Annotated in this window: 17 protein-coding genes and 10 pseudogenes; 12 read left to right on the top strand and 15 right to left on the bottom strand. The window is 54.5% G+C overall.

Annotated elements, in window-relative coordinates; genetic code table 11:
* Positions 1-3: 3 nt before the first annotated feature.
* Complete coding sequence (gene pnuC, locus AC5JPW_RS07220; RefSeq protein WP_494239215.1) at positions 4-723, top strand: nicotinamide riboside transporter PnuC; 720 nt, start codon at positions 4-6, stop codon at positions 721-723.
* Here the strand turns inward: pnuC and zitB are convergent.
* Together zitB and AC5JPW_RS07210 are read right to left on the bottom strand one after the other, a co-directional pair.
* Positions 720-1,664, bottom strand: a complete 945-nt coding sequence (zitB, locus tag AC5JPW_RS07215; protein WP_494239213.1) for a CDF family zinc transporter ZitB — start codon at positions 1,662-1,664, stop codon at positions 720-722. The genes pnuC and zitB overlap by 4 nt on opposite strands.
* Before the next feature lie 116 nt (positions 1,665-1,780).
* The gene (locus AC5JPW_RS07210; protein ID WP_494241158.1) at positions 1,781-2,161 is read right to left on the bottom strand and encodes a protein YbgS; all 381 of its coding nucleotides are present in this window, start codon (positions 2,159-2,161) and stop codon (positions 1,781-1,783) included.
* 319 nt (positions 2,162-2,480) lie between these two features.
* On the opposite strand from AC5JPW_RS07210, the gene aroG reads away from it, so the two are divergent.
* A complete protein-coding gene (aroG, locus tag AC5JPW_RS07205; protein ID WP_494239211.1) occupies positions 2,481-3,533 on the top strand; it encodes a 3-deoxy-7-phosphoheptulonate synthase AroG in 1,053 nt (350 codons plus the stop codon).
* 62 nt (positions 3,534-3,595) lie between these two features.
* On the opposite strand, the gene gpmA is transcribed toward aroG, so the two are convergent.
* From gpmA to modE, 9 genes and pseudogenes are all read right to left on the bottom strand, one after another.
* Positions 3,596-4,348: a 2,3-diphosphoglycerate-dependent phosphoglycerate mutase gene (gene gpmA / locus AC5JPW_RS07200; RefSeq protein WP_437890249.1), complete on the bottom strand. Its 753-nt coding sequence runs from the start codon at positions 4,346-4,348 to the stop codon at positions 3,596-3,598.
* Positions 4,349-4,556: 208 nt separating this feature from the next.
* A pseudogene (locus AC5JPW_RS07195) lies at positions 4,557-5,201 on the bottom strand (galactose-1-epimerase).
* Entirely contained in the window at positions 5,198-5,365 is a 168-nt protein-coding gene (locus tag AC5JPW_RS07190) for an aldose epimerase family protein (RefSeq protein ID WP_494239209.1), read from the bottom strand. Before AC5JPW_RS07190 ends, AC5JPW_RS07195 begins: the two are co-directional and overlap by 4 nt.
* Positions 5,304-5,708, bottom strand: a complete 405-nt coding sequence (locus tag AC5JPW_RS07185; RefSeq protein ID WP_494241156.1) for an aldose epimerase family protein — start codon at positions 5,706-5,708, stop codon at positions 5,304-5,306. The genes AC5JPW_RS07190 and AC5JPW_RS07185 overlap by 62 nt, the downstream gene beginning before the upstream one ends.
* Positions 5,597-6,747, bottom strand: a pseudogene (gene galK, locus AC5JPW_RS07180) (galactokinase). The gene AC5JPW_RS07185 and the pseudogene galK overlap by 112 nt, the downstream one beginning before the upstream one ends.
* Before the next feature lie 4 nt (positions 6,748-6,751).
* Positions 6,752-7,800: pseudogene (gene galT / locus AC5JPW_RS07175) on the bottom strand (galactose-1-phosphate uridylyltransferase).
* 10 nt (positions 7,801-7,810) lie between these two features.
* Positions 7,811-8,829, bottom strand: a pseudogene (gene galE / locus AC5JPW_RS07170) (UDP-glucose 4-epimerase GalE).
* Between the two features lie 229 nt (positions 8,830-9,058).
* Positions 9,059-10,533, bottom strand: a pseudogene (gene modF / locus AC5JPW_RS07165) (molybdate ABC transporter ATP-binding protein ModF).
* 67 nt (positions 10,534-10,600) lie between these two features.
* Positions 10,601-11,397 (bottom strand): annotated as a pseudogene (gene modE / locus AC5JPW_RS07160) (molybdenum-dependent transcriptional regulator).
* Between the two features lie 133 nt (positions 11,398-11,530).
* Between modE and AC5JPW_RS07155 the strand changes: the two are divergent.
* The 4 genes and pseudogenes from AC5JPW_RS07155 to modC all read left to right on the top strand — a co-directional run bounded on the left by AC5JPW_RS07155 (position 11,531) and on the right by modC (position 14,386).
* Positions 11,531-11,681, top strand: a pseudogene (locus AC5JPW_RS07155) (AcrZ family multidrug efflux pump-associated protein).
* Positions 11,682-11,856: 175 nt separating this feature from the next.
* Positions 11,857-12,631, top strand: a pseudogene (gene modA / locus AC5JPW_RS07150) (molybdate ABC transporter substrate-binding protein).
* Positions 12,631-13,322, top strand: a pseudogene (gene modB / locus AC5JPW_RS07145) (molybdate ABC transporter permease subunit). Before modA ends, modB begins: the two co-directional pseudogenes overlap by 1 nt.
* Positions 13,323-13,327: 5 nt before the next feature.
* Positions 13,328-14,386, top strand: a complete 1,059-nt coding sequence (modC, locus tag AC5JPW_RS07140) for a molybdenum ABC transporter ATP-binding protein ModC (protein WP_494239208.1) — start codon at positions 13,328-13,330, stop codon at positions 14,384-14,386.
* On the opposite strand, the gene AC5JPW_RS07135 is transcribed toward modC, so the two are convergent.
* Positions 14,387-15,205: a pyridoxal phosphatase gene (locus AC5JPW_RS07135; RefSeq protein ID WP_494239206.1), complete on the bottom strand. Its 819-nt coding sequence runs from the start codon at positions 15,203-15,205 to the stop codon at positions 14,387-14,389. It abuts the gene before it with no gap.
* Positions 15,206-15,354: 149 nt separating this feature from the next.
* Here AC5JPW_RS07135 and pgl point away from each other — a divergent pair, with 149 nt between their 5' ends.
* Together pgl and tnpA are read left to right on the top strand one after the other, a co-directional pair.
* Positions 15,355-16,350 (top strand): 6-phosphogluconolactonase, encoded by a 996-nt coding sequence (gene pgl, locus AC5JPW_RS07130; protein ID WP_494239204.1) that lies wholly within the window; start codon positions 15,355-15,357, stop codon positions 16,348-16,350.
* A 186-nt stretch (positions 16,351-16,536) separates the two neighbouring features.
* Positions 16,537-16,995: an IS200/IS605 family transposase gene (gene tnpA / locus AC5JPW_RS07125; protein WP_494238354.1), complete on the top strand. Its 459-nt coding sequence runs from the start codon at positions 16,537-16,539 to the stop codon at positions 16,993-16,995.
* A gap of 121 nt (positions 16,996-17,116) precedes the next feature.
* On the opposite strand, the gene AC5JPW_RS07120 is transcribed toward tnpA, so the two are convergent.
* A complete protein-coding gene (locus tag AC5JPW_RS07120) occupies positions 17,117-18,400 on the bottom strand; it encodes a putative acyl-CoA thioester hydrolase (protein ID WP_494239202.1) in 1,284 nt (427 codons plus the stop codon).
* Between the two features lie 163 nt (positions 18,401-18,563).
* Positions 18,564-19,853, bottom strand: a complete 1,290-nt coding sequence (gene bioA / locus AC5JPW_RS07115) for an adenosylmethionine--8-amino-7-oxononanoate transaminase (RefSeq protein ID WP_494239201.1) — start codon at positions 19,851-19,853, stop codon at positions 18,564-18,566.
* Positions 19,854-19,939: 86 nt separating this feature from the next.
* On the opposite strand from bioA, the gene bioB reads away from it, so the two are divergent.
* The 4 genes and pseudogenes from bioB to bioD all read left to right on the top strand — a co-directional run bounded on the left by bioB (position 19,940) and on the right by bioD (position 23,586).
* Entirely contained in the window at positions 19,940-20,980 is a 1,041-nt protein-coding gene (gene bioB / locus AC5JPW_RS07110) for a biotin synthase BioB (protein WP_494239199.1), read from the top strand.
* A pseudogene (bioF, locus tag AC5JPW_RS07105) lies at positions 20,977-22,135 on the top strand (8-amino-7-oxononanoate synthase). The gene bioB and the pseudogene bioF overlap by 4 nt, the downstream one beginning before the upstream one ends.
* Positions 22,119-22,871, top strand: coding sequence for a malonyl-ACP O-methyltransferase BioC (bioC, locus tag AC5JPW_RS07100; RefSeq protein WP_494239198.1), 753 nt, complete (start codon positions 22,119-22,121; stop codon positions 22,869-22,871). Before bioF ends, bioC begins: the two are co-directional and overlap by 17 nt.
* The gene (gene bioD / locus AC5JPW_RS07095; RefSeq protein ID WP_494239196.1) at positions 22,864-23,586 is read left to right on the top strand and encodes a dethiobiotin synthase; all 723 of its coding nucleotides are present in this window, start codon (positions 22,864-22,866) and stop codon (positions 23,584-23,586) included. The genes bioC and bioD overlap by 8 nt, the downstream gene beginning before the upstream one ends.
* Here bioD and AC5JPW_RS07090 read toward each other — a convergent pair.
* Positions 23,528-24,250 carry an ABC transporter ATP-binding protein gene (locus AC5JPW_RS07090; RefSeq protein ID WP_494239195.1) on the bottom strand — a complete coding sequence of 241 codons (723 nt, stop codon included), beginning with the start codon at positions 24,248-24,250 and terminating at the stop codon, positions 23,528-23,530. The two genes, bioD and AC5JPW_RS07090, sit on opposite strands and share 59 nt — an antisense overlap.
* Positions 24,251-24,640: the final 390 nt, after the last annotated feature.

The following is a 24,640-nucleotide window of genomic DNA, read 5'->3' as shown; positions in this document are numbered from 1 at the left end:
AAGATGGATTTTTTTAGCACGCAGAACATTCTGGTACATATCCCGATCGGCGCCGGTGGCTACGATCTGTCATGGATTGAAGCAGTGGGAACGGTGGCGGGTCTGTTATGTATCTGGCTCGCCAGCCTTGAGAAAATCAGTAATTATGCGTTTGGCTTAATCAACGTGACGTTGTTTGCCATCATCTTCTTCCAGATTCAGCTGTACGCCAGTCTGTTACTCCAGCTCTTTTTCTTTGCTGCCAACATCTATGGCTGGTACGCCTGGTCTCGGCAAAACACGGCGAATGAAGCGGTATTGCAGATTCGCTGGTTACCCTTACCGAAAGCGATCGCCTGGCTGGTTGCCTGCATAGCGGCCATTGGCCTGATGACGGCATTCATTGATCCAGTCTTTGCTTTGCTGACCCGCATTGCGGTTTCCATTATGCAAGCGCTTGGACTTAGCGTGTCGATGCCGGAACTGCAACCGGATGCCTTCCCGTTCTGGGACTCCTGCATGATGGTGCTGTCGATTGCCGCCATGATCCTGATGACGCGCAAATATGTCGAAAACTGGCTGCTGTGGGTCATCATCAATGTGATTAGCGTGGTGATCTTCGCGTTGCAGGGTGTTTGGGCAATGTCGCTGGAATACATGCTGCTGACCTTCATCGCACTGAATGGTAGCAGGATGTGGATTAAGAGCGCCCGTGAGCGTGGCTCCAGGGCGCTTTCGCATTAATGATGGTGTGAATGTGTATGGCCAGACTGCGTCTCGCTGAGGTCGCAGTCTGGCACGCGACAAGGCTGATACTCCATCTGAATGGTTGCATGGTCAATCTGATAGTGGTGCTCCAGGAAATGCTCGATTTGATGGAGCAAGCCGTCATGGTCATGTGGTGGGATAACGTGGACATGCAGGGTCATCAATTTTTTCTCCCCCACTAACCACACATGCACATGATGCACATCACGCACTGCTGGAATGGAACGACGGAGGTGACGTTTTACCGCTTCAATATCCAATGTCACCGGTGCGCCTTCCAGCAGCTCATTGATACTTTCCCGCAACAGAGACCAGGCACTTCGTAACACCAAAACGGAGACCAGTACCGAGAGTATCGGATCGGCAGGTGTCCATCCCGTGAACATAATGATGAGCGCGGCGATGATCGCCCCCACCGAGCCGAGTAAATCCCCGAGCACATGCAAGGCTGCAGCTCTGACATTTAAATTCTTTTCTTCGTTACCCCGGTGAAGTAGCCAGAATGCCAGAATGTTCGCCATCAGACCTGCAATGGCAATAGCCATCATGGTCGCCCCGGCAACAGGTTGCGGATGCCTGAAGCGGATAAACGCCTCCCAGACGATGAGAATGGTGATAACCACCAGGGCAATCGCATTGACGAAGGCGGCAAGCGTTGTCAGACGCAGCCAGCCAAAGGTCCGTTTTGTACTGGGAGGTCGCCTCGCAAAATGAACGGCCAGAAGCGCAAAGAAGAGGGCGGCAGCATCGGTGAGCATATGCCCGGCATCAGCGAGCAGAGCCAGTGAGCCGGAAATAAATCCTCCGACCACTTCAACCAGCATGAACAGCGCCGTGACGCTAAAGGCCAGCAGCAAACGGCGGGCGTTAGCGTCATCAGGAAGGGCAGAGTGCGAATGAGAGTGGGAATGCGCCATGTCGAGCGTCCTGTGTCAAAACGATATCAGCGACTTACATCATTGCAGATCTTTTCATCTGTCACAGAAAAAATTAAGGAGAGCCGAAGCTCTCCTCATTATTTATGCCGACTCAATTACTGGGTCGTACCATCGGTTTTGGTTTTAGCATCGTTATTGATGTCATTACCGGTCTGGACTTTTTCATTAATGTCCGGACATTTACCGTCTTTACACTGAGAGTTTTTGTGAATTTCATCTTTGGTCATATTGTCACCACTCACACCGTGAGTGCCGCCGTTGCTCGGATGTAGCATGGTGCCACTGTTCGTGCCCGTGCTGTTTGGCGCAATATTTTCTTTCGCATCCGGCGCGACCTGACCTGCACTCGCTGCGGCGTTAGCCTGGCCGTTATTGGTTTGCGCCGAAGAGCTTGAAGAGTCAGCAGCAAAAGTTGCACCACTCGCCATGGTCAAGGTAGTCGTCAGTAAAAGTGCCGCTAATTTATTCATTTTCATCATGATGCTCCTGTTCTGGTCGTCATTTACCGAGGTGTCATCGGTAAAACGTGCGCGAACGAGTTATCACGCTCAGTGGTTAAAAATTCCTGATGTGCATTGAAATGCAGCATGGGATGTTGCAATAAATTAAAAAAAAAGTGTTTACACTTAAAAAGTGTAGCGGCGTAATCTTCATTCGCTACTTTCTGGCGTTTATTAGACGGATTCCAGGAATTTTCTGCCCGAAGTGTAAAATCGCGTTTACACTCCTTGACCGACAAGTTAGATTGGATGGATTGCATTCATCAAAAAATAGTTTGGCAACGCTGGAATGAACATGACTTATCAGAATGACGACTTACGTATTAAAGAGATCAATGAGTTATTACCGCCTGTAGCACTCCTTGAGAAATTCCCCGCCACTGAAAACGCAGCAAACACGGTTTCTCACGCGCGCGCAGCCATCCACGGTATTTTGCGCGGCAGTGACGATCGCCTGCTGGTAGTGATTGGGCCTTGCTCTATTCACGATCCCGCCGCAGCCAAAGAGTATGCTGCCCGCTTGCTCACCCTGCGTGAAGAGCTTAAAGACGATCTGGAAGTCGTGATGCGTGTGTACTTTGAAAAGCCGCGCACGACCGTTGGCTGGAAAGGGCTCATCAACGATCCGCATATGGACAACAGCTTCCAGATCAACGATGGGTTGCGCATTGCACGTAAGCTGCTGCTTGAGATAAACGACAGCGGTCTGCCAGCGGCAGGTGAGTTCCTTGATATGATTACGCCGCAATATCTGGCTGATTTGATGAGCTGGGGAGCCATTGGCGCCCGTACCACTGAATCGCAGGTGCATCGCGAACTGGCTTCAGGTCTCTCTTGCCCGGTTGGCTTTAAAAACGGCACCGACGGCACGATTAAGGTGGCGATTGATGCAATTAACGCTGCGAGTGCACCGCACTGCTTCCTCTCCGTCACTAAGTGGGGTCACTCTGCAATTGTGAATACGGCGGGTAACGGTGACTGTCATATTATCCTGCGTGGCGGCAAAGAGCCTAACTACAGTGCTTCGCACGTTGCAGACGTGAAGCAAGGTCTGGCAAAAGCGGGCCTGAAAGCGCAGGTGATGATCGATTTCAGCCATGCAAACTCCAGCAAGCAGTTTAAGAAGCAGATGGATGTCGGAACGGATGTTTGCGGTCAGATCGCCGGTGGCGAAAACGCCATTATGGGGGTGATGATCGAAAGTCATCTGGTGGAAGGCAACCAAAACCTGGAAAGCAATGAGCCGCTGGTGTATGGCAAAAGCGTGACCGATGCATGTATTGGCTGGGAAGACACTGAAACCGTGTTGCGTCAGCTGGCAGAGGCAGTAAAAGCGCGTCGCGGTTAATCTTTGTCCCGGCAATAAAAAAGCGTGGATTTCTCCACGCTTTTTTTATGCAAATCGAAAAATTACTTCGCTTTACCCTGGTTAGCGACGGCAGCTGCTTTTGCAGCGATTTCGTCGGCGTTGCCCAGATAGTAGTGTTTGATCGGCTTGAAGTTTTCATCGAACTCATACACCAGCGGTACGCCCGTTGGGATGTTCAGCTCAAGAATTTCATCTTCGCCCATGTTGTCGAGGAATTTCACCAGCGCACGCAGGGAGTTACCGTGAGCGGCAACAATCACGCGCTCACCGCTTTTCAGGCGCGGCAGAATGGTTTCGTTCCAGTAAGGCACAACGCGTTCGATGGTCAGCGCCAGGCTTTCCGTCTGCGGCAGCTCTTTATCAGTCAGTTTCGCATAACGCGGATCGTGGCCCGGGAAACGCTCGTCATCTTTAGTCAGCTCCGGCGGCGTTACCGCGAAGCCACGACGCCACTGTTTAACCTGCTCGTCACCGTATTTTTCAGCGGTTTCAGCTTTGTTCAGACCCTGCAGCGCACCGTAATGGCGCTCGTTCAGTTTCCAGGATTTCTCAACCGGCAGCCAGGCCTGATCCAGTTCGTCCAGTACGTTCCACAGCGTGTGGATGGCACGTTTCAGCACAGAGGTATAAGCAAAATCGAAGCTGAAGCCTTCTTCTTTCAGCAGTTTGCCTGCTGCTTTTGCTTCGCTAACGCCTTTCTCGGACAGATCAACGTCATACCAACCGGTGAAGCGGTTTTCGTTGTTCCACTGGCTTTCGCCGTGACGAACCAGAACCAGCTTAGTTACAGCCATACACTTACTCCTCATAAGCCTGATTGAATGATAACAATTCTCATTATATTGCCCTGGGATGACCAGCGGCAACGATTACCCTTAACCATAGCGAAAATAGTCGCGCAGTGTAAGATGCTTGTGAACCAGTGGTTGCCATATTGTCGATAACTGACCGAATATTTCAGCATTATGGGCAAAAAAAACCCTCCGAACGGAGGGTTTCGCATCAGGCGGGAATAAAGTGGTATTCCGTCAGGCTGATGTACTCGTCGCCAGGCTGCAGTATACAGTCGAGCTGCGGGAAGTCAGGTCGGTTAGGGCTGTCGGGCAAAAACTCGCTTTCCAGCGCCAGGCCCTGCCATGCGCTGTAGACATTGTTGCCGCGCGCCGGGGTGCCGTCCAGGTAATTGCCGGAGTAAAACTGCAGCGCCGGAGCGGTGGTGTAAACGGCCATCTGCAGCTGCTTATCCGCCGACCAGAGCATGCGCCGCAGGCTCGTGTGACATCACCCCTGGCCTGCAGTAAAAACGCATGATCGTAGCCTTTCACCGCGCGCTGATCGTCATCGCTGAGGAATTCCAGGGCGATGGTTTTCGGCTGACGGAAATCAAAGCTGGTCAAGCGCCACTTTTTTCAGGTCTCCCACCGGGATACCCATCTCATCTACCGGCAGATACTCATCTGCCAGCAGTTGCAGCGTGTGATTGCGCACATCGCTCTGCTCACCGTCGAGGTTGAAATAGGCGTGGTTGGTGAGGTTGACCGGGCAGGCTTTGTCGGTTGTTGCCCGATATTCGATCGCCAGACGGTTATCATCGCCAAGGCGGTATAGCACGCTGGCGTTGACGTTGCCTGGGTAAGCCCTGGTCACCGTCCGGAGAGGTGAGTGTGAAGCAGCGCTTCGCTGTCGTTTTGGCGCTCAATCTGCCAGCGGCGTTTATCGAACCCTTCCGGCCCGCCGTGCAGCTGGTTTTCACCCTGGCTCGGAGTCAGCGCGTAAGGTCTGCCCGCCCAGGATAAACTGGCTTTTGGCAATGCGGTTGGCGTAACGGCCCACAGAGGCGCCAAGAAACGCGGCCTGCTGCAGATAATGTTCCGGTGTAGCGCAACCCAGTAGAGCCTCACGCACGGAGCCGTCTTTCATCGGAACGCGTGCGGATAGTAGCGTCGCGCCCCAGTCCATCACGGTGACCACCATCCCTGCGCTGTTGCGCAGGGTGATCACACGAAAGGGCAGGCCGTCTGGGGCCGCCCCGGTCGTTTCATTTAGCACTGTCCTGCCCCCTGTGATGGTTTGCAGACGTAGAAGGTCTCTTTGATGCCGGTTTTCGCTTCGTACTGCGCTTCCACTGCCTGTTGGACGGTGGAGACCAGAGATTCTGGTACCAAGCGAAACGATACAACCCCCGAAGCCGCCACCGGTCATACGCACGCCACCTTTGTCACCAATGGCTGCTTTCACAATCTCAACCAGCGTGTCGATTTGCGGAACGGTAATTTCGAAATCATCGCGCATGGAAGCGTGAGATTCTGCCATCAGTTCTCCCATGCGTTTCAGGTCGCCTTTTTCCAGCGCGGCTGCCGCTTCAACGGTGCGGGCGTTCTCGGTCAGCACATGGCGAACACGTTTTGCCACGATGGGGTCCAGTTCGTGGGCAACGGCATTAAACTGGTCGATATTGACGTCACGCAACGCTTTTTGCTGGAAGAAACGCGCGCCTGTTTCACACTGCTCACGGCGAGTGTTGTACTCACTGCCCACCAGCGTGCGTTTGAAGTTACTGTTAATAATGATGATGGCCACGCCTTCCGGCAAGGAAACGGCTTTGGTGCCGAGCGAGCGGCAGTCAATCAGCAGGGCGTGATCTTTTTTGCCCAGCGCGGAAATCAGCTGATCCATGATGCCGCAGTTACAGCCGACAAACTGGTTCTCCGCTTCCTGGCCGTTCAGCGCAATCTGCGCGCCGTCCAGCGGCAGATGGTAAAGCTGCTGGAAGACGGTACCGACTGCCACTTCCAGTGACGCCGATGAGCTCAGAGCCTGCACCCTGTGGCACATTGCCGCTGATCACCAGATCCGCGCCACGGAAGTTGTTATTGCGTTTTTGCAGGTGTTTGACCACGCCGCGCACATAGTTGGACCACTGTTGGCTGTCGTGGGCAACGATCGGCGCATCCAGCGAAAACTCATCCTGCTGGTTGTCATAATCAGCGGCGATCACGCGCACGACGTTGTCCGTGCGCGGCGTACAGCTGATGACCGTCTGGTAATCGATGGCGCAGGGCAGCACAAAGCCGTCGTTGTAATCGGTGTGCTCACCAATCAGGTTAACGCGCCCTGGCGCCTGGATGGTGTGCGTGGCAGGGTAGCCGAATTTTTCAGCAAACAGAGCAAGCGTTTTTTCTTTCAGACTCATTTTTTTAAACTCCTGATTCGCGAAAATGGATGTCACTAACCGCACGCAAGCGTTCGGCAGCTTGTTCAGCAGTCAGATCGCGCTGCGTTTCCGCGAGCATTTCGTAACCGACCATAAATTTACGCACGGTGGCGGAGCGCAGCAGTGGCGGATAGAAGTGCGCATGCAGCTGCCAGTGCGAATTGTCTTGTTCAATAAACGGTGCGCCGTGCCAGCCCATAGAGTAGGGGAAGGAGCACTGGAATAAATTATCGTAACGACTGGTGAGCTGTTTCAGCGCCAGGGCCAGGTCACTGCGCTGCGCTGCGGTTAAATCCGTCATGCGCTGGATGTGTGCTTTAGGCAGCAGCAGAGTTTCGAACGGCCAGGCGGCCCAATACGGCACGACCGCAATCCAGTGTTCCGTTTCAACGACCGTGCGGCTGCCGTCTTTACGCTTCGCGGGTGGCGTAATCCACCAGCATCGGGGAGCCGTACTTGTTGAAGTACTCCCGCTGCAGTCGATCTTCGCGCTCGGCTTCATTCGGCAGGAAGCTGTTGGCCCAGATTTGCCCGTGCGGATGCGGGTTGGAGCAGCCCATGGCCGCACCTTTATTTTCAAACACCTGCACCCACGGATATAACTGACCCAGCTCACTGCGTCTGCTCCTGCCAGGTTCTGACCACATCTTCCAGGGCACTGAGGCTCAGTTCCGGCAACGTTTTGCTGTGATCCGGCGAGAAGCAAATCACGCGGCTGGTGCCACGTGCACCCTGGCTGCGCATCAGCGGATCGTCGCTCTCTGGCGCATCCGGCGTGTCTGTCATCAGTGCAGCAAAGTCATTGGTGAACACATAGGTGCTCGGGTAATCCGGGTTTTTATCGCCGGTGACGCGGGTGTTGCCCGGGCATAAGAAACAGTCCGGGTCATGCTTAGGCAGCGTCTCTTTTGACGGCGTCTCCTGCGCGCCCTGCCATGGGCGTTTAGCGCGATGCGGAGAAACCAGAATCCATTGTCCTGTCAGCGGGTTGTAACGGCGATGCGGGTGATCGACCGGGTTAAATTGCGTCATGACCCTTCCTTTAATCTGCGTAGCCTTGCGGGTGGCGAGACTGCCAGCGCCAGGTATCTTGTGCCATTTCATCGAGCGTGCGGGTAACACGCCAGTTCAGTTCGGTATCCGCTTTGCTGGCATCCGCCCAGTAGGCCGGAAGATCGCCATCGCGGCGCGGGGCAAAGTGGTAGCTCACCGGCTTGCCGCAGGCTTTGCTGAAGGCGTTGACCACATCAAGCACGCTGCTGCCTACGCCTGCGCCGAGGTTATAGGTATGCACGCCTGCTTTGCCTGCCAGTTTTTCCATTGCGGCAACGTGGCCGTCGGCCAGATCCATCACGTGGATGTAATCGCGTACGCCGGTGCCGTCAGGCGTCGGGATAGTCGTTACCAAAAACCGCCAGTGAATCGCGGCGGCCTACAGCAACCTGCGCAATATACGGCATCAGGTTATTCGGGATACCCTGCGGATCTTCTCCCATATCACCTGACGGGTGCGCGCCTACCGGGTTGAAGTAGCGCAACAGCGCAATGCTCCAGTCGGGCTGGGCTTTCTGCAGATCCGCAAGGATCTGCTCAACCATCAGTTTGCTTTTGCCGTAAGGGCTTTGCGGCGTGCCGGTCGGGAAGCTTTCGACATAAGGAATTTTTGGCTGGTCGCCGTAGACGGTGGCGGAGGAGCTGAAAATGAAGTTTTTGACGTTTGCCGCGCGCATGGCGTTAACCAGACCGCAGTGTGCCGTTCACGTTGTTATCGTAGTATTCCAGCGGCTTAGCAACGGATTCTCCGACGGCTTTCAAACCTGCGAAATGGATAACCGCTTCGATGGCGTGATCGTGCAGGATTTCAGCCAGCAGCGCTTCGTCGCGAATATCCCCTTCAACGAAGAGGGCGGACTTTCCACCCAAGCGCTCCAGTACCGGAACGACGCTGCGCTTACTGTTACAGAGGTTGTCGAGAATGATAACGTCGTGGCCATTTTGCAGCAATTGTACGCAGGTGTGGCTTCCTATGTAACCGCTACCACCAGTGACAAGAACTTTCATTTTGCACTCCATTAGGCGTATGTTATGAATTAACTCTAGCATAACAGAGATGCGTAAAACTGTGATATGTGATAAGTTTGTGGAATCGCTTACACTAACAGTTAAACGCCGTAATAGTTCCCCTGAATAATTCATTATAAATCAGGGGAATGAATGCTGTAATGATGTATAAAGTCTGAAAATGATTTAGGGCGAAGAGCGGGAAGCGGGAGCCCCACGCCGGTGAAACTCAATCAAACTGATAACGCCAGCTCTCGCCGTCCGGCACAAACTGTAGCCGATGGGTAATACAGGCTGGCGCATCACCCGCATGGTGGGAAACAAACAACAGCTGGGTTTCACCTTCACCGATCAGAACATCCACAAATCGCCGGATCAACTGACGGTTAAGTGGATCCAGCCCCTGCAAAGGTTCATCCAGGATCAGCAGCGTGGGGTGTTTTACCAGCGCACGCACAATCAGTGCCAGGCGTTGTTGCCCCCAGGAAAGACTATGGAAAGGGCGCATCGGCGGTTTGCGCGTTGAAGCCGAGAATGTCCAGCCACTGCTGCGCCAGTTTGCGCTGTTTATCCGATACCGCCTGGTAGATCCCGATGGAATCAAAATAGCCGGATAAAATCACGTTGCGCACGGTTGTGCTGACGCGGTAATCCAGATGCAAACTGCTGCTCACATACCCGATATGTTTCTTGATGTCCCAGATGGTTTCACCGCTGCCGCGACGGCGACCAAACAGCGTTAAATCGTTGCTGTAACCCTGCGGGTGATCGCCGGTGACCAGGCTGAGACAGGGTTGATTTCCCCGCGCCATTTGGCCCGCTGATCTGCCAGTGTTCGCCAGGATTCACTGTCCAGTTAAGGTGATGAATGATGGCGACGATCGTTATAGGAAACCACGCCATCTTGTGCAGAGCGATAAGCGGCTCGCCCTGCGTCAGCAGCTCACGAGCCGGTGGGGCATCGGGCTCCGGCAGTGACATACCCGAGAGCTTTTCACTGTGTGCCAGTTGGGCAATCAGTGCCTGCTGCAAAAGTGCGGATTTCTCACCCGTCTCGGTCAGAGCACAATCGGCCAGAACCCCGGCATGCTGGACAAAATCCGGGATCTCATCGAAGCGGTTGAGCACCAGCACAAGGGTGTAGCCCTCAGAATTGAGTTCGGCGAGTAATTCTGCAAGTTGCTGGCGTGAGTGGACGTCCAGGCCATCGAACGGTTCATCAAGGATAAGCAGTTCGGGTTGCGACATGAGCGCCTGGCAAAGCAGCGTCTTGCGGGTTTCACCGGTCGACAGATATTTAAAGCGGCGTGAGAGAAGGTGGGTAATGCCAAAACGTTCGGCCAATTGCTGGCAGCGTGCGCTGTCTTTGACCTCTTCCTGAATAATGTCGGCGGTGGTTCGCCCGGTGTCCTCTTCCCCAGGACTGAGCATGTCAGTGTTATTGCGTTGCCACTCCTCGCTCACCAGTTTCTGTAGCTGCTCAAACGAAAGACGCGTGTAATGCGAGTAAATGCTACTCTGACGCTCCCCCTTGAGGAGCGTAAGCTCACCTGCCAGCGCTCTGGCTAAGGGCAGATTTGCCGCTGCCATTTGCTGCCGACAAAAGCCCAGCTTTCCCCGGCGCGAAGGGTTAAATGTTCGATGGTCAGTGTTGCGGGTGTCGCTCAGGCGAAACGTGCCTTGCGAAATTTGCAATGATGACATTATTTATCCCATTTTTTGCAGCGATAACCACAGGGATACGTCCTGACGAGCAAACTTGTCAATCGACTCAGCACAACGTGGCGAGAATAACCTTGTCGGCGTTAAAATATGCGGTGACTTCGGCCCCTTCCGTCAGATGCTTGCGCTATCCTGCTACCGGCACAGTGGCGCAAAGCTGCTGACCGTCGGGGAGGGACATCAGCACCTCACATTGCAGATTCGCCGCGTTCAATATGGCTGATATGGCCACGGAGCTGGTTATCTGCTTTGCTGGCCAGGGCTGCTATCGCTGCGTGATGCCGACCCAGGGCGCTTTGAGCAACACCAGCACTTCTTTGCCTTGTTCCAGATCCAGGCGCTGCACGCTCTGTGCTGGTAATCGCCACTCTTCAGAGAGGTTGCGCCGTCCGCCAGCAGCACATCCACATGCTGTTGCACCTGCTGGTGGTCGACAGCGGTAATGGTGCCAAACCACTGGTTGCGAGCGCTGGTTTGCAGCGAGAAGCGAGAGATGGCGGCCAACAGGCTATTCAGCGGCATGGCGTCGTCGTCGCTCAGTACATCAAAGGCTTTTTGTTGGATCTGCCCAAGCAGGTCGTAGAGTTGGATAAGTCGCTTTCCGTAGCGGGTGACCATCGCGCCGCCGCCGCCTTTTCCACCCGTGGCACGTTCAACCAGCGTATGTTCACTCAGCTGGTTCATTTCATTAATGGCATCCCAGGCGCTTTTATAGCTAATACCTGCGTTTTTTGCGCCCTGGCTAATTGAGCCGGTTTGTTCTATTTGTTTGAGCAGGGCAATACGTCGTGGATCGGCGAACAGTCGTTGCTGGAGTTTGAGGGTAAGAAGAATTTCAGCCTGCATAGCGTAGTGTCCTGACGTAAAACGTCTATTTTTGGCGTAATTCGTCGTCAGTGCAATGACCGTCGCACAAAAGGAACATGATTTTCAGCCTTATCGGGGTAGAATAACCCGTTCACAATATCTGGAGTCGACCATGTTAGAGTTGTTGAAGAGTCTGGTTTTCGCCGTCGATCATGGTCCCCGTGGTGATGGCTATCATCCTGGGGTTGATTTATGGCCTGGGTGAAGTATTTAACGTGTTTTCCAATATCGGCCACCGGGATCGCCCCGCACAACGCCGCTGATTTTCAATAAACGCCCGCTTCTGCGGGCGTTTTGCTCTTTACGTCCCGCTCATCACTCCATTGCCGATTGTTAAATAAATCTCTGTAATGCTTCATAGGTATGATCTAACGCTAGGAAATGTCTGACGTTATCGTTATATTTCATCTTATATAACGACACTCACAGGAGTTACAGATGGCACGTACATGGTTACGCCTTTTTGCGGGGGCAACATTATCTCTCTCCGTCGCCGGACATGCACTGGCAGAGGAAGGGAAGATTACCGTTTTTGCGGCGGCCTCGCTGACCAACGCAATGCAGGATATTGCTGCAGCGTATAAAAAAGAGAAAAACGTCGAGGTTGTTTCGTCGTTTGCTTCTTCTTCGACGCTTGCGCGTCAAATTGAAGCAGGAGCGCCTGCGGATCTCTTCATTTCTGCAGACCAGAAGTGGATGGACTATGCGGTTGAGAAGAAAAACGTTGATACCGCAACCCGCGAAACCCTGCTGGGCAACAGCCTGGTCGTTGTGGCACCAAAAGAAAGCGCACAAAGCAATATCACCATTGATGCCAAAACTGACTGGAAAAACCTGCTGAAAGGCGGCCGTCTGGCGGTAGGTGATCCGGAACACGTTCCGGCAGGCATTTACGCGAAAGAAGCACTGCAGAAACTGGGCGCATGGGAAACACTCTCCCCAAGTCTGGCACCAGCAGAAGACGTACGTGGTGCCCTGGCACTGGTAGAGCGTAACGAAGCACCCGCTGGGTATCGTTTACGGTTCTGATGCCGTTGCCAGCAAAGGGGTGAAAGTGGTCGGGACCTTCCCGGAAGGCTCTCACAAGAAAGTGGAATACCCGATGGCTATCACCGAAGGTCACAAAAATGCGACAGTCAGCGCGTTTTATGACTACCTGAAAGGGCCGGAAGCTTCCGCTGTGTTCAAACGTTACGGATTTACGACCCACTAATGATATTAACGGATCCCGAATGGCAGGCGGTATTGCTGAGCCTGAAAGTCTCTTCCCTTGCGGTTCTCTTTAGTTTGCCTTTTGGGATCTTCTTTGCCTGGTTACTGGTGCGCTGCACCTTTCCAGGCAAAGCGCTACTCGATAGCCTCCTTCATCTTCCCCTGGTCCTCCCCCCGGTTGTGGTGGGGTATCTGCTGTTGATTGCCATGGGAAGACGTGGATTTATCGGCGAAAAGCTCTTTGACTGGTTTGGTATCACGCTGGCCTTCAGTTGGCGAGGGTGCGGTGCTGGCGGCGGCAGTAATGTCATTCCCGCTGATGGTGCGTGCTATCCGTCTGGCTCTTGAAGGGGTCGATACCAAGCTGGAGCAAGCCGCGCGAACCTTAGGCGCTGGTCGCTGGCGAGTCTTTTTGACCATCACTCTGCCGTTAACCCTACCCGGTATTATTGTCGGCACGGTGCTGGCCTTTGCCCGCTCGTCTGGGTGAATTCGGCGCAACCATTACCTTCGTCTCCAACATTCCTGGTGAGACGCGAACCATTCCGTCGGCGATGTACACCCTGATTCAGATGCCTGGTGGTGAAGGCGCAGCGGCTCGCCTGTGTATCATCTCTATCGCACTGGCGCTGGTTTCACTCTTGATTTCTGAGTGGCTGGCGCGTCTGAGCCGCGAACGGATCGGGAGATAACACGTATGCTGGAACTCAATTTTACCCAGACGCTGGGGACGCACAAACTGCGCCTCAATGAATCACTGCCTGCCAACGGTATTACGGCTATTTTTGGCGTCTCTGGTGCGGGAAAAACGTCATTAATTAACGCCATCAGCGGGCTTACGCGTCCGGAAGAGGGGAACATCATCCTCAACAAACGCGTGCTCTATGATGCGCAGAAGAAAATCTGCTTGCCGCCAGAAAAGCGCCGCGTCGGCTATGTTTTCCAGGATGCGCGCCTGTTCCCTCACTATAAAGTGCTGGGTAACCTGCGTTACGGCATGGCGAAATCCATGACCGGGCAGTTCGACAAGCTGGTGGCATTACTCGGCATTGAACAGCTGCTGGACCGTTTACCGGGTGGACTTTCCGGGGGCGAAAAACAGCGCGTTGCCATTGGTCGTGCGCTGTTAACGGCACCTGAATTACTGTTACTGGACGAACCGCTGGCCTCGCTGGATATCCCGCGTAAGCGTGAGCTCCTGCCGTATCTGCAGCGTCTGGCAAAAGAGATCAATATTCCGATGCTCTATGTCAGCCACTCGCTGGATGAAATTCTGCATCTGGCGGACAAAGTGATGGTGCTGGAGTCCGGTGAAGTCAAAGCGTTTGGTAACCTGGAAGATGTCTGGGGAAGTCGGGTCATGAACCCCTGGCTACCACAGGAGCAACAGAGCAGCGTACTGAAAGCCAGTATCCTGGAGCACCATCCACATTACGCCATGACGGCGCTGGCGCTCGGCGATCAGCATGTGTGGGTGAATAAACTCGATCGCCCGTTGCAGGCTACTGTGCGCATTCGTATTCAGGCAACCGATGTATCTCTGGTTCTGCAACCGCCCACAAATACCAGTATTCGCAATATTTTACGCGCGAAAGTGGTGGAGATTTTTGATACTGAGGGACAGGTTGAAGTGCAACTGGATATTGGTGGTCGCACGCTCTGGGCGCGCATCAGCCCCTGGGCCAGGGATGAACTTAGCATCAAGCCTGACCAGTGGCTCTACGCCCAAATTAAGAGCGTCTCGATTACAGCCTGATCAGAGCAGGTGGCTGTAGATAAAGCTGGCGATGCTGTCGGTGGTGTTATCGCCAATCACCACGTTGGCGCGAGCTTTCACCGCGTCATCGGCATTGCCCATCGCAACACCCATGCCTGCAGCTTCCAGCATACTGATGTCGTTATAGTTATCACCAAACGCCACCACATCCTGCATCGACAGGCCTTGCGATGTCACCCATTCGGTCAGACGTTTGCCTTTGCTGTTACCGCTACGCGCAATATCCACCTGGTCATGCCAGGACCACTCGCACTCGAGCCCCAACGTCTGTTCAACGGTATGAGCAAAGCGTTTGAGCTTATCGGTATCTTCATCGGTCAGGGCAAATTTCCAGATAGCATCCACGTTGCTTGCTGCCGCACGCAGAGAATCAACCTGGGTAAAGACCGGACGCTGTTCCGGCGGCAGAGTTTGCGCCCAGTTATTAGTGCGAATCACATGGCCGGTTGGCTTTTCGTAAAGCATCGCATTGTCGACATACATCAGACCGTGAACGTCATGGGTTTCCAGCATCTCAATCAGCTGGACGGCTTGTGAAACGGGCAATGGATCGGCGGTTAACACTTTTTTTGCCTGATAATCATACAAATAAGTGCCATTACAGCAAATTGCAGGTGTATCGAGAGCCAGCGCCTGATAAAAAGGATGGATGGCAACGTGATGCCGTCCGGTGACAATAATCAACTGGTGTCCGGCTGCTTTGGCGCGGGCAAGCGCTTCCAGTGAAGAGGGAAGTAGCGTTTTTTTCGGGGTCAGTAAGGTACCGTCTAAATCCAGTGCAATCACTCGCGAGGTCATGTCGTTTTCCGTGGTCAATGATGAATTTTAGCTCTTTGGGATGGTACACCGAGTCGCCCTCCTGGCAAAATCTACGGGTGAAATTCGGCATTAACGACGAAAAAAGGCTATCCTGGTAAATTAACGCAGTATTGAGGAAAGGAGTATTCATGAAGCAGACCGTTTATACCGCCAGTCCAGAAAGTCAGCAGATCCACGTCTGGCGTTTAAATCCGGAAGGCACCCTGACGCTGGTGCAGGTGGTAGATGTCCCAGGCCAGGTTCAGCCAATGGTCATCAGTCCTGACAAGCGTTACCTCTACGTGGGCGTGCGCCCGGAATTCCGCGTTATCGCTTACCGTATTGCCCCGGACGATGGCGCACTGACCTTTACGGCCGAAGCGGCTCTGCCGGGCAGTCCGACCCACATCTCAACTGACCGCAGCGGCCGTTTCCTGTTTAGCGGCTCTTACAACGCAGGCTGCGTGAGTGTGACGAAGCTGGACGATGGTATTCCGACAGAAACCCTGGACGTGGTAGAAGGTCTGGAAGGGTGTCACTCTGCGAATATCTCTCCGGATAACCGCACGCTGTGGGTACCTGCGCTGAAACAGGATCGCATCTGCCTGTTCACCCTGACCGAAGACGGCAACCTGCTGCCGCAAGAGCCAGCAGAAGTGACCACCGTAGAAGGCGCAGGTCCACGCCACATCGCTTTCCATCCGAACCAGCGCTTTGCCTACTGTGTGAATGAGCTGAACAGCTCGGTGGATGTCTGGCAGCTCAATGACGCCCACGGCAAAATCGAATGCGTGCAGACGCTGGACATGATGCCGGCTGATTTCACCGATACCCGCTGGGCGGCGGATATTCATATTACCCCGGACGGTCGTCACCTGTATGCCTGTGACCGTACCGCCAGCCTGATTACGGTATTCAGCGTTTCTGAAGATGGCAGCGTGCTTGCCATTGAAGGTTATCAGCCGACTGAAACCCAGCCGCGCGGCTTTAACGTCGATCACAGCGGTAAATTCCTGATTGCTGCCGGGCAGAAATCACACCATATCGCACTGTATGAAATTGCCGGTGCGCAGGGGCTGCTGACAGAAAAATCCCGCTATGCGGTAGGTCAGGGCCCCATGTGGGTCGTGGTCAACGCTCAGTAATTCTGGAGCAAAAAAAACCTCGCCGCGGCGAGGTTTTTTATTGTCTATAGAAAACCCCCAGCTAGGCTGGGGGTTCAGTAAAGCTTTCAGCTTTGAGCCGGATATAAAAACCCCTTTTGATTTGTTAAAACATCTTTGCGGTCTGGCAACTGCAAAAGTTAAACAAGAAATCAAAAGGGGGTCCCAATGGGGGACGAAAAGAGCTTAGCGCACACCCGATGGAACTGTAAATATCACATAGTCTTTGCGCCCAAATACCGCCGACAGGTGTTTTATGGGGAGAAACGCAGAGCAATAGGCGGCATATTAAGAAAGCTATGTGAATGGAAAAACGTCCATATTCTAGAAGCAGAATGCTGTACGGATCACATTCATATGCTTCTGGAAATCCCACCGAAGATGAGTGTGTCGGGGTTCATGGGGTATCTGAAAGGCAAAAGCAGTCTGATGCTTTATGAGCAGTTTGGGGATTTGAAATTCAAGTACAGAAACAGGGAGTTCTGGTGCCGTGGGTACTACGTAGACACGGTGGGTAAGAACACGGCAAAGATACAGGAATACATAAAGCACCAGCTTGAAGAGGATAAGATGGGGGAGCAGTTATCGATCCCTTATCCGGGCAGCCCGTTTACGGGCCGTAAGTAGCGAAGTCTGATGCAAATGTCAGATCGTATGCGCCTGTTAGGGCGCGGCTGGTAACAGAGCCTTATAGGCGCATTTGAAAAACCTCCGGCTATGCCGGAGGATATTTATTTTTCAGCGAATCTTATTTTTTCGGTTCAACAACGACCTGGCTGCCTACGCCACGGTTATTGTATTCCCACGCGCGGTTGAACTGATTGTCATTCAACTGACGCTGAACGTTGCCTTTATCATCCACAGCACCGGTATTGCCCGCAAACGCACGACCAGAAGCGGCTGCATCTGCCCATGGTTTGGCCACATTAAAGCCATCGTTGATCACGCTATCGCGGATCACAACCTGACCGTTGGTATTGGCATCCAGGTCCAGAGAGCGGCCCAGTTGCGCCACACCATTACCTGCAGCGGTAAAGCGGCTGTTGGTGGCGAGGAAACCGTAATAAACGTTAGACAGGGTGGCTGGTGCGAAAACATAGCCTGCCTGCTGAGTACGGGAGTTCACCACGCGGAAGTCGGTGTTATCGAACACGACTGCACCGCGACCTGCGACGATATCCACGTCACCTTCCAGGTAGCTATTGGTCACCTGAGTACGCGTCTGACGGTCAGTACGCAAGGCGTTTTCCACACCGCTGTTGGTCACGAAGAAGGTATTCTGACGACCCAGAATGTTGACGTTGTTCAACTGAACTTTGTCACCATCGCTGCGGAACGCAACGGCCTGGTGGTTGCCCGCATCGACGCTGTCGCCAAGGGTATTCTGGATAGTCAGGTTCTGCAGTTGCAGACCGTTGTTCTGCGACCAGAACACCGCTGAACACATCACACCAATAGTGGCAGTGCGTTTGTTCTGACAGTTATCAAACATGTACCAGGCGGGCTTGCCCGGCATGTATTTACCTGACGGATTGACCAGCTTACGCCAGGCGTTGGCATCCATTTCAGAATCAATGGCGAGGCCGATTTTAACATCTACCGCTTTTTCACCGGTACCGTAGATGGTGACGCTACCGGACGCCGCAGGAACAAAGACTGTACCTTCGTAGTCACCCGGCATCACGGCGATAAACTGACGATCGCTGGAGTGCTTGTTGATTGCTGCATCCACTGCCGCCTGAATGGTGGTGTGAGTCACGCCAGGCGTGCCTGCCGGGCCAACCACAAAGTTCGCCTGCGCCGGAAGACGGATAGCGAACGGTCTCCACGCTTCAGCGTTCGGGGTCAGGGAGGCGAAGTAATTTGCCGCAACGAAGTTTTTCGCTTCGCCTGCCGTCAGGATCGGGCGAGACGCCGTGCCTGGTGCAGTTTGGGTCGAAGGCAGTTGATCCGGTGGCGTTGAGCTACAGGCGGTCAATGTCACGCCAAAAGCCAGTGCCAGCGTCAGACGAGAAACCGAGAATGTATTCAAGGGGTGCTCCAGCTGTGCAAGTTTAAGTGATTTCCTCAGAAGCCTGCTTTTTTATACTAAGTTGAGCGAAACGGGAAGCCGATTGTGCAAATCGGCCTCAAATCAGCGATTTTTTAGCAAAAACGCGCCGTCATTGTCGTGCTCGCCAGACGATGAATTCCGGTCAGTCGGCAAAGAGTTCGTCACGTAACACAGCGGCATTGACGGCATCGGTCAGGCGCGCCAGTTGTGTTGATGAAATGGTGTAGGGCGGCATCAGGTAGATGAGTCGCCCGAACGGGCGGATCCAAACACCATGTTCGACGAAGAAGCGCTGCAGGGCTGCCATGTTTACCGGTTTTGTCGTCTCAATGACGCCAATTGCCCCGAGTACACGCACATCGGCTACATTGCTGCTTTCGCGGGCCGGCAGTAACGCGTCACGCAGTTGCGCTTCGATAGCCGCCACCTGAGATTTCCATTCTCCGCTCTCCAGCAGACTCAGGCTGGCGGTTGCCGCCGCGCAGGCCAGTGGGTTACCCATAAAGGTAGGGCCATGCATAAAGCACCCGGCCTCACCGTTGCTGATGGTCTCGGCAACCAGACGCGTGGTGAGCGTGGCGGAGAGGGTCATGGTGCCCCCGGTGAGCGCTTTACCGAGGCAAAGAATATCCGGTGCAATGCCCGCATGTTCGCAGGCAAACAGTTTGCCGGTGCGACCAAAACCGGTGGCGATTTCATCGGCAATCAGCAAAATTCCTTCCCGGTCGCACATTTTACGGATGCGTTTGAGCCATTCGGGATGGTACATGCGCATTCCGCCCGCACCCTGAACGATAGGTTCCAGAATCACTGCGGCAATTTCATGGCGATGAGCGGCCATCAGGCGGGCAAAGCCGACCATATCGCGCTCATCCCACTCACCGTCGAAACGGCTTTGCGGCGCGGGAGCAAACAGGTTTTCAGGAAGGTATCCCTGCCAGAGACTGTGCATGGAGTTATCCGGATCGCAGACCGACATCGCCCCGAAGGTGTCACCATGGTAGCCATTACGGAAGGTGAGAAAACGCTGACGTGGGTCGCCTTTTGCCTGCCAGTACTGCAGGGCCATTTTCATTGCCACTTCTACCGCCACCGAGCCGGAATCGGCGAGGAACACACATTCCAGATTGTGCGGCGTCATTGTCACCAGTTTGCGGCACAACGCAACCGCTGGCGCATGGGTAATACCGCCAAACATCACGTGCGACATCTCATCAATCTGCGCTTTCATCGCCGCATTCAGCGCCGGATGGTTGTAGCCGTGAATCGCTGCCCACCAGGAGGACATGCCGTCAATCAAACGCTCGCCGCTGCTCAGTACCAGTTCGCAACCGTGAGCCGATTGCACCGGGTAAACGGGGAGAGGGGCGGTCATGGAAGTGTAAGGATGCCAGATATGGCGTTGGTCAAAGGTGAGATCGTCCGTTGTCATTATCGACTTGTAAACCAAATTGAAAACATTTAGGTTTACAAGTATAACCCGAATCGAGATTTAACAACACCCTTTGGAGAAGCCCCATGGCTCACCACGCACGCTGGACAATGTCGCAGGTCACTGAACTGTTTCAAAAACCCCTTCTTGAGTTACTGTTCGATGCGCAAACCGTGCACCGACAACACTTTGATCCCCGCCAGGTGCAGGTCAGTACGCTGTTGTCGATCAAAACCGGTGCTTGCCCGGAAGACTGCAAATACTGCCCGCAGAGTGCCCGCTATAAGACCGGGCTGGAAGCCGAACGCCTGATGGAAGTGGATCAGGTGCTGGACTCCGCGCGCAAAGCGAAAAACGCCGGATCGACCCGTTTCTGCATGGGGGCCGCCTGGAAAAATCCGCATGACCGCGATATGCCCTATCTGGAGCAGATGGTGGAAGGGGTGAAGGCGATGGGCCTCGAAGCCTGTATGACACTCGGCACGCTCAGCGAAACGCAGGCGCAGCGACTGGCGACGGCCGGGCTGGATTACTACAACCACAACCTCGATACCTCACCGGAATTTTACGGCAACATCATTACTACCCGCAGCTATCAGGAGCGCCTCGACACGCTGGGGAAAGTACGCGATGCCGGGATCAAAGTCTGCTCGGGCGGTATCGTCGGGCTGGGCGAGACGGTCAAAGACCGTGCCGGGCTGCTGCTGCAACTGGCAAATCTGCCCACGCCACCGGAAAGTGTACCCATCAACATGCTGGTTAAAGTGAAGGGGACGCCGCTGGCAGAGACCGAAGACGTCGATGCGTTTGAGTTTATCCGCACCATTGCGGTGGCGCGCATTATGATGCCGACCTCCCACGTGCGCCTCTCTGCTGGACGCGAGCAGATGAACGAGCAGACCCAGGCGATGTGCTTTATGGCCGGGGCCAACTCCATTTTCTATGGCTGTAAGCTACTCACTACGCCGAACCCGGAAGAGGACAAAGACGTCCAGTTGTTCCGTAAACTGGGGCTGAATCCTCAGCAGACGGATGTGCAGACTGGCGACAACGAGCAACAGCAGCACCTGGAGCAGCAACTGCTGCACGCTGACACCGACCAGTATTACAACGCGGCTACGGTATGAGCTGGCAGCAGCGCATCGACGGGGCCATTGCGTCCCGTCGTGAACAGGATGCCTTTCGCACCCGCCAGTGTGTGACTCAGGGGGCCGGGCGCTGGCTGGTGCAGAAAGACCGCCGCTACCTCAACTTTTCCAGTAACGACTACCTGGGGCTCAGTCAGCACCCGGCGGTGATCCGTGCCTGGCAGCAAGGGGCGGAACAGTACGGCGTTGGCAGCGGTGGTTCAGGGCACGTCAGTGGCTATACGGACGCGCACAGTCAACTCGAAGAGAGGCTGGCTGACTGGCTGGGCTACCCGCGAGCACTGCTGTTTATTTCGGGGTTTGCCGCCAATCAGGCGGTGATCGCTGCTCTGATGACAAAAGACGATCGCATTGTTGCTGACAGGCTCAGTCACGCATCGTTGCTGGAGGCGGCGGATCTTAGCCCGGCACAATTACGCCGCTTTCAGCATAACGACGCGGCGCATCTGGCAACGCTACTGGAGAAACCGATAGCCGGTGAGCAACTGGTCGTCACCGAAGGCATTTTCAGTATGGACGGCGATTCGGCCCCACTGGCCGACCTTCATGCGGCAGCGCAGAAAGCCAACGGCTGGTTGATGGTCGACGATGCGCACGGTATCGGCGTCTGGGGGCAAGAGGGGCGCGGCAGTTGTCACGCGCAACAGGTGATGCCAGATATTCTGGTGGTCACTTTCGGTAAAGGCGTTGGACTGAGCGGGGCGGCGGTGTTGTGCCGCGAACCGGTCGCCGATTACTTATTGCAGTTTGCCCGTCACCTGATTTACAGCACCTCAATGCCACCGGCGCAGACCGTGGCATTGCTGGCATCGCTTAATGTGATTCGCAGTGCTGAAGGGGACGAACGCCGTGAAAAGCTTGCCGCTCTGGTGGCGCAGTTTCGCGCAGGCACCGCATCATTAGGGTTGCAAACGACCGCCTCGCAAAGCGCCATCCAGCCGCTCATCGTTGGCGAGAACGATCGGGCGCTGCAATCTGGCCAGCACCCTGCGCGAGCGGGGATGCTGGGTGACCGCGATTCGCCCGCCGACAGTGCCACCGGGAACGGCGCGACTCAGGCTGACGCTGACCGCTGCTCACGAGCCTGAGGATATTGCGCAGTTGCTGGAGGTGCTGGATGACGCCCGTCAATAAGCAAGCCGTTGCACATGCCTTTGGACGCGCGGCACAGCACTATCGCCAACACGACGGGGTACAGCGCCAAAGCACCGAATTACTGCTCGCTCGTCTGGGCGATGTCGCAACGCATCATGTGCTGGACGCCGGATGTGGTCCCGGCTCAACGGGGCACTACTGGCAGCAACGCGGGGCACAGGTCACTGCACTGGATCTCAGCCCGGACATGCTGGAAGAGGCGCGTCAGCAGCAGACGGCGCACCATTATGTTCAGGGCGATATTGAAGCGATGCCGCTGCCTGACGGGCAGTTTTGCCTGGCCTGGAGCAACCTTGCCGTGCAGTGGTGTGATGACCTGCAACAGGCATTAAGCGAACTCTGTCGGGTGGTGCGCCCGGGTGGGTATGTTGCGTTTACCACGCTGGTGCACGGGTCGTTGCCGGAACTGACTCAGGCCTGGCGGGCGCTGGATTCAGTCTCACACGCCAACCGTTTTTTACCTGTAGAGCAGATTCATGCAGCCCTGCGTGGGTGGCGTTATCAGGGCGGGGTGGAAACCCTCACGCTGCATTTTGATGATGCAGCAGATGCGATGCGTTCGCTCAAAGGTATAGGGGCAACGCATCTGCATGCCGGGCGCGCTTCAGGTCTGACGCGGGGAAAACTGCAGCAGTTGCAGCAGGCCTGGCCGCAGCAGGAGGGGAGATACCCGCTCAGTTATCAACTATTTTGGGGAGTTATCAGCCGTGACTGAACGTTATTTTGTCACCGGAACTGACACGGAGGTCGGGAAAACCGTCGCCAGTTGTGCCTTGTTACAGGCCGCCAGTCAGCAGGGATGGCGTACCGCCGGATATAAACCCGTCGCCTCGGGGAGTGAAATGACCTCAGAGGGACTGCGCAACAGCGATGCGCTGGCGCTTCAGCGTAACAGTAGCCTGCCATTGCCTTATGATGCCGTGAACCCCTGGACATTTGCGGAGCCGACGTCGCCCCATATCGTCAGTGCGGCGACCCATACGCCGATTTCGCCTCAAGGGATGTCGACCGGATTGCGTTATCTGGAAGAACAGGCCCAGTGGGTGCTGGTGGAAGGGGCGGGAGGCTGGTTTACGCCATTATCCGACACCTTTACCTTTGCTGACTGGGTAATTGCCGAGCAACTGCCGGTGATTCTGGTGGTGGGGGTGAAGCTGGGATGTATTAACCATGCGATGCTGACAGCGCTGGCGATTGAACAGGCCGGGCTAAGGCTGGCGGGGTGGATTGCCAATGATGTCCAGCCGCCGGGAAGGCGACACAGTGAGTACATTGCCACGCTGCGGCGCGTGATAAAAGCCCCGATGCTTGGGGAGATCCCCTGGCTTTCACACGCGCCGGATGAGGCAAATAACGGTCATTATCTCGATCTCAGCGTACTGACTCCGGCGTCATCCAGTGCGACAGAAGTCCGTCATCCAGTTGCTTAACGTCACCTTCGGCAACATTGCGTCCCCGGTGTAGCAGACAAAAACGGTCGGCCACCCGACGAATAAAGCTCAGGTGTTGTTCAGCCAGCAGGATAGTCATGCCCAGATCCTGATTCAGCCGGACAATTAAATTGCCGAGTTTGTGAATAAATGCCTGACCCAGGCCCCGGGTCGGCTCGTCAAGAATCAATAAACGCGGGCGGTTGACCATCGCCCGCGCCATTGCTAACTGATATTGATTATCTTCCGATAACCCAGCCCCTTTCACCTGACGAAACGCATATAACTCCGGGAAAAGGTCATATATCTCGCTGCTAACGGCGTTGCGTGGTGCTGCGCCTGCCAGAAGGGCGATGTGCAGGTTTTCTTCCACTGTCAGTTGGGAGAATATTCGCCTGTCCTGGGGGACATAGCCGATCCCCATCGCGCTGCGGTGTTCAGCCTGCAAATGCAGCATATCTTGCGGCGGCCCGCTCGCGTCCTGCCACACCATACTGCCACTCTCGACGGGCAAAAATCCGGTAATGCAGTTGATCAACGTTGTCTTTCCCATGCCTGGTAGACCAATTACAGAGGTACAGGTACCGGGAACTAAATCGAAGTCGACGTTCCACAACGTGTGCTGATTACCGTAGTACTGGTTCACCGAACGTAAACTCAACATAACCTGCTCCTTTCTCTCTTTGAGGTCAGAAAACAGGTGCAAAAGGCTTGCCAATTTACCAAAGCTGTCTCGTTTTCAGAGTCCACTGATGAAACAGGTATTTAAAACCCGATTTAAGGAAAACTGTTGAAAATCCGTGCACTTTGTCAGTGCTTTATCTGAGGTATTCTGGTGCAGAAAAATGGGTAAATGTGAGCATGATCTCATGACGTTTTGCCGTTTCGTTAGCAGTTATTCTGCGAAAATAAGTGATAAAAAATTTTTACGGCGGCGAAATCACGGGTTGTTAACAATCTGTGGGCTGGCGGTGCATACGGCCTGGAAGCAGTTATCCACTATTCCTGTGGATAACCTTGTGTATTAGAGTTAGAAAAAGTGCGACAAGCGAGT

The organism is Phytobacter sp. (assembly GCF_059074235.1).
This window is presented reverse-complemented; position numbering and strand designations above follow the sequence as displayed.

Bases quoted from the DNA above. Each gene is read 5' to 3' on its own strand.
- gpmA (WP_437890249.1), bottom strand. From the start codon at position 4,348: ATGGCTGTAACTAAGCTGGTTCTGGTTCGTCACGGCGAAAGCCAGTGG.
- AC5JPW_RS07135 (WP_494239206.1), bottom strand. From the start codon at position 15,205: ATGACCTCGCGAGTGATTGCACTGGATTTAGACGGTACCTTACTGACC.
- AC5JPW_RS07210 (WP_494241158.1), bottom strand. From the start codon at position 2,161: ATGAAAATGAATAAATTAGCGGCACTTTTACTGACGACTACCTTGACC.
- pgl (WP_494239204.1), top strand. From the start codon at position 15,355: ATGAAGCAGACCGTTTATACCGCCAGTCCAGAAAGTCAGCAGATCCAC.
- AC5JPW_RS07090 (WP_494239195.1), bottom strand. From the start codon at position 24,250: ATGTTGAGTTTACGTTCGGTGAACCAGTACTACGGTAATCAGCACACG.
- zitB (WP_494239213.1), bottom strand. From the start codon at position 1,664: ATGGCGCATTCCCACTCTCATTCGCACTCTGCCCTTCCTGATGACGCT.
- bioB (WP_494239199.1), top strand. From the start codon at position 19,940: ATGGCTCACCACGCACGCTGGACAATGTCGCAGGTCACTGAACTGTTT.
- aroG (WP_494239211.1), top strand. From the start codon at position 2,481: ATGACTTATCAGAATGACGACTTACGTATTAAAGAGATCAATGAGTTA.
- bioA (WP_494239201.1), bottom strand. From the start codon at position 19,853: ATGACAACGGACGATCTCACCTTTGACCAACGCCATATCTGGCATCCT.
- pnuC (WP_494239215.1), top strand. From the start codon at position 4: ATGGATTTTTTTAGCACGCAGAACATTCTGGTACATATCCCGATCGGC.
- bioC (WP_494239198.1), top strand. From the start codon at position 22,119: ATGACGCCCGTCAATAAGCAAGCCGTTGCACATGCCTTTGGACGCGCG.
- tnpA (WP_494238354.1), top strand. From the start codon at position 16,537: ATGGGGGACGAAAAGAGCTTAGCGCACACCCGATGGAACTGTAAATAT.
- modC (WP_494239208.1), top strand. From the start codon at position 13,328: ATGCTGGAACTCAATTTTACCCAGACGCTGGGGACGCACAAACTGCGC.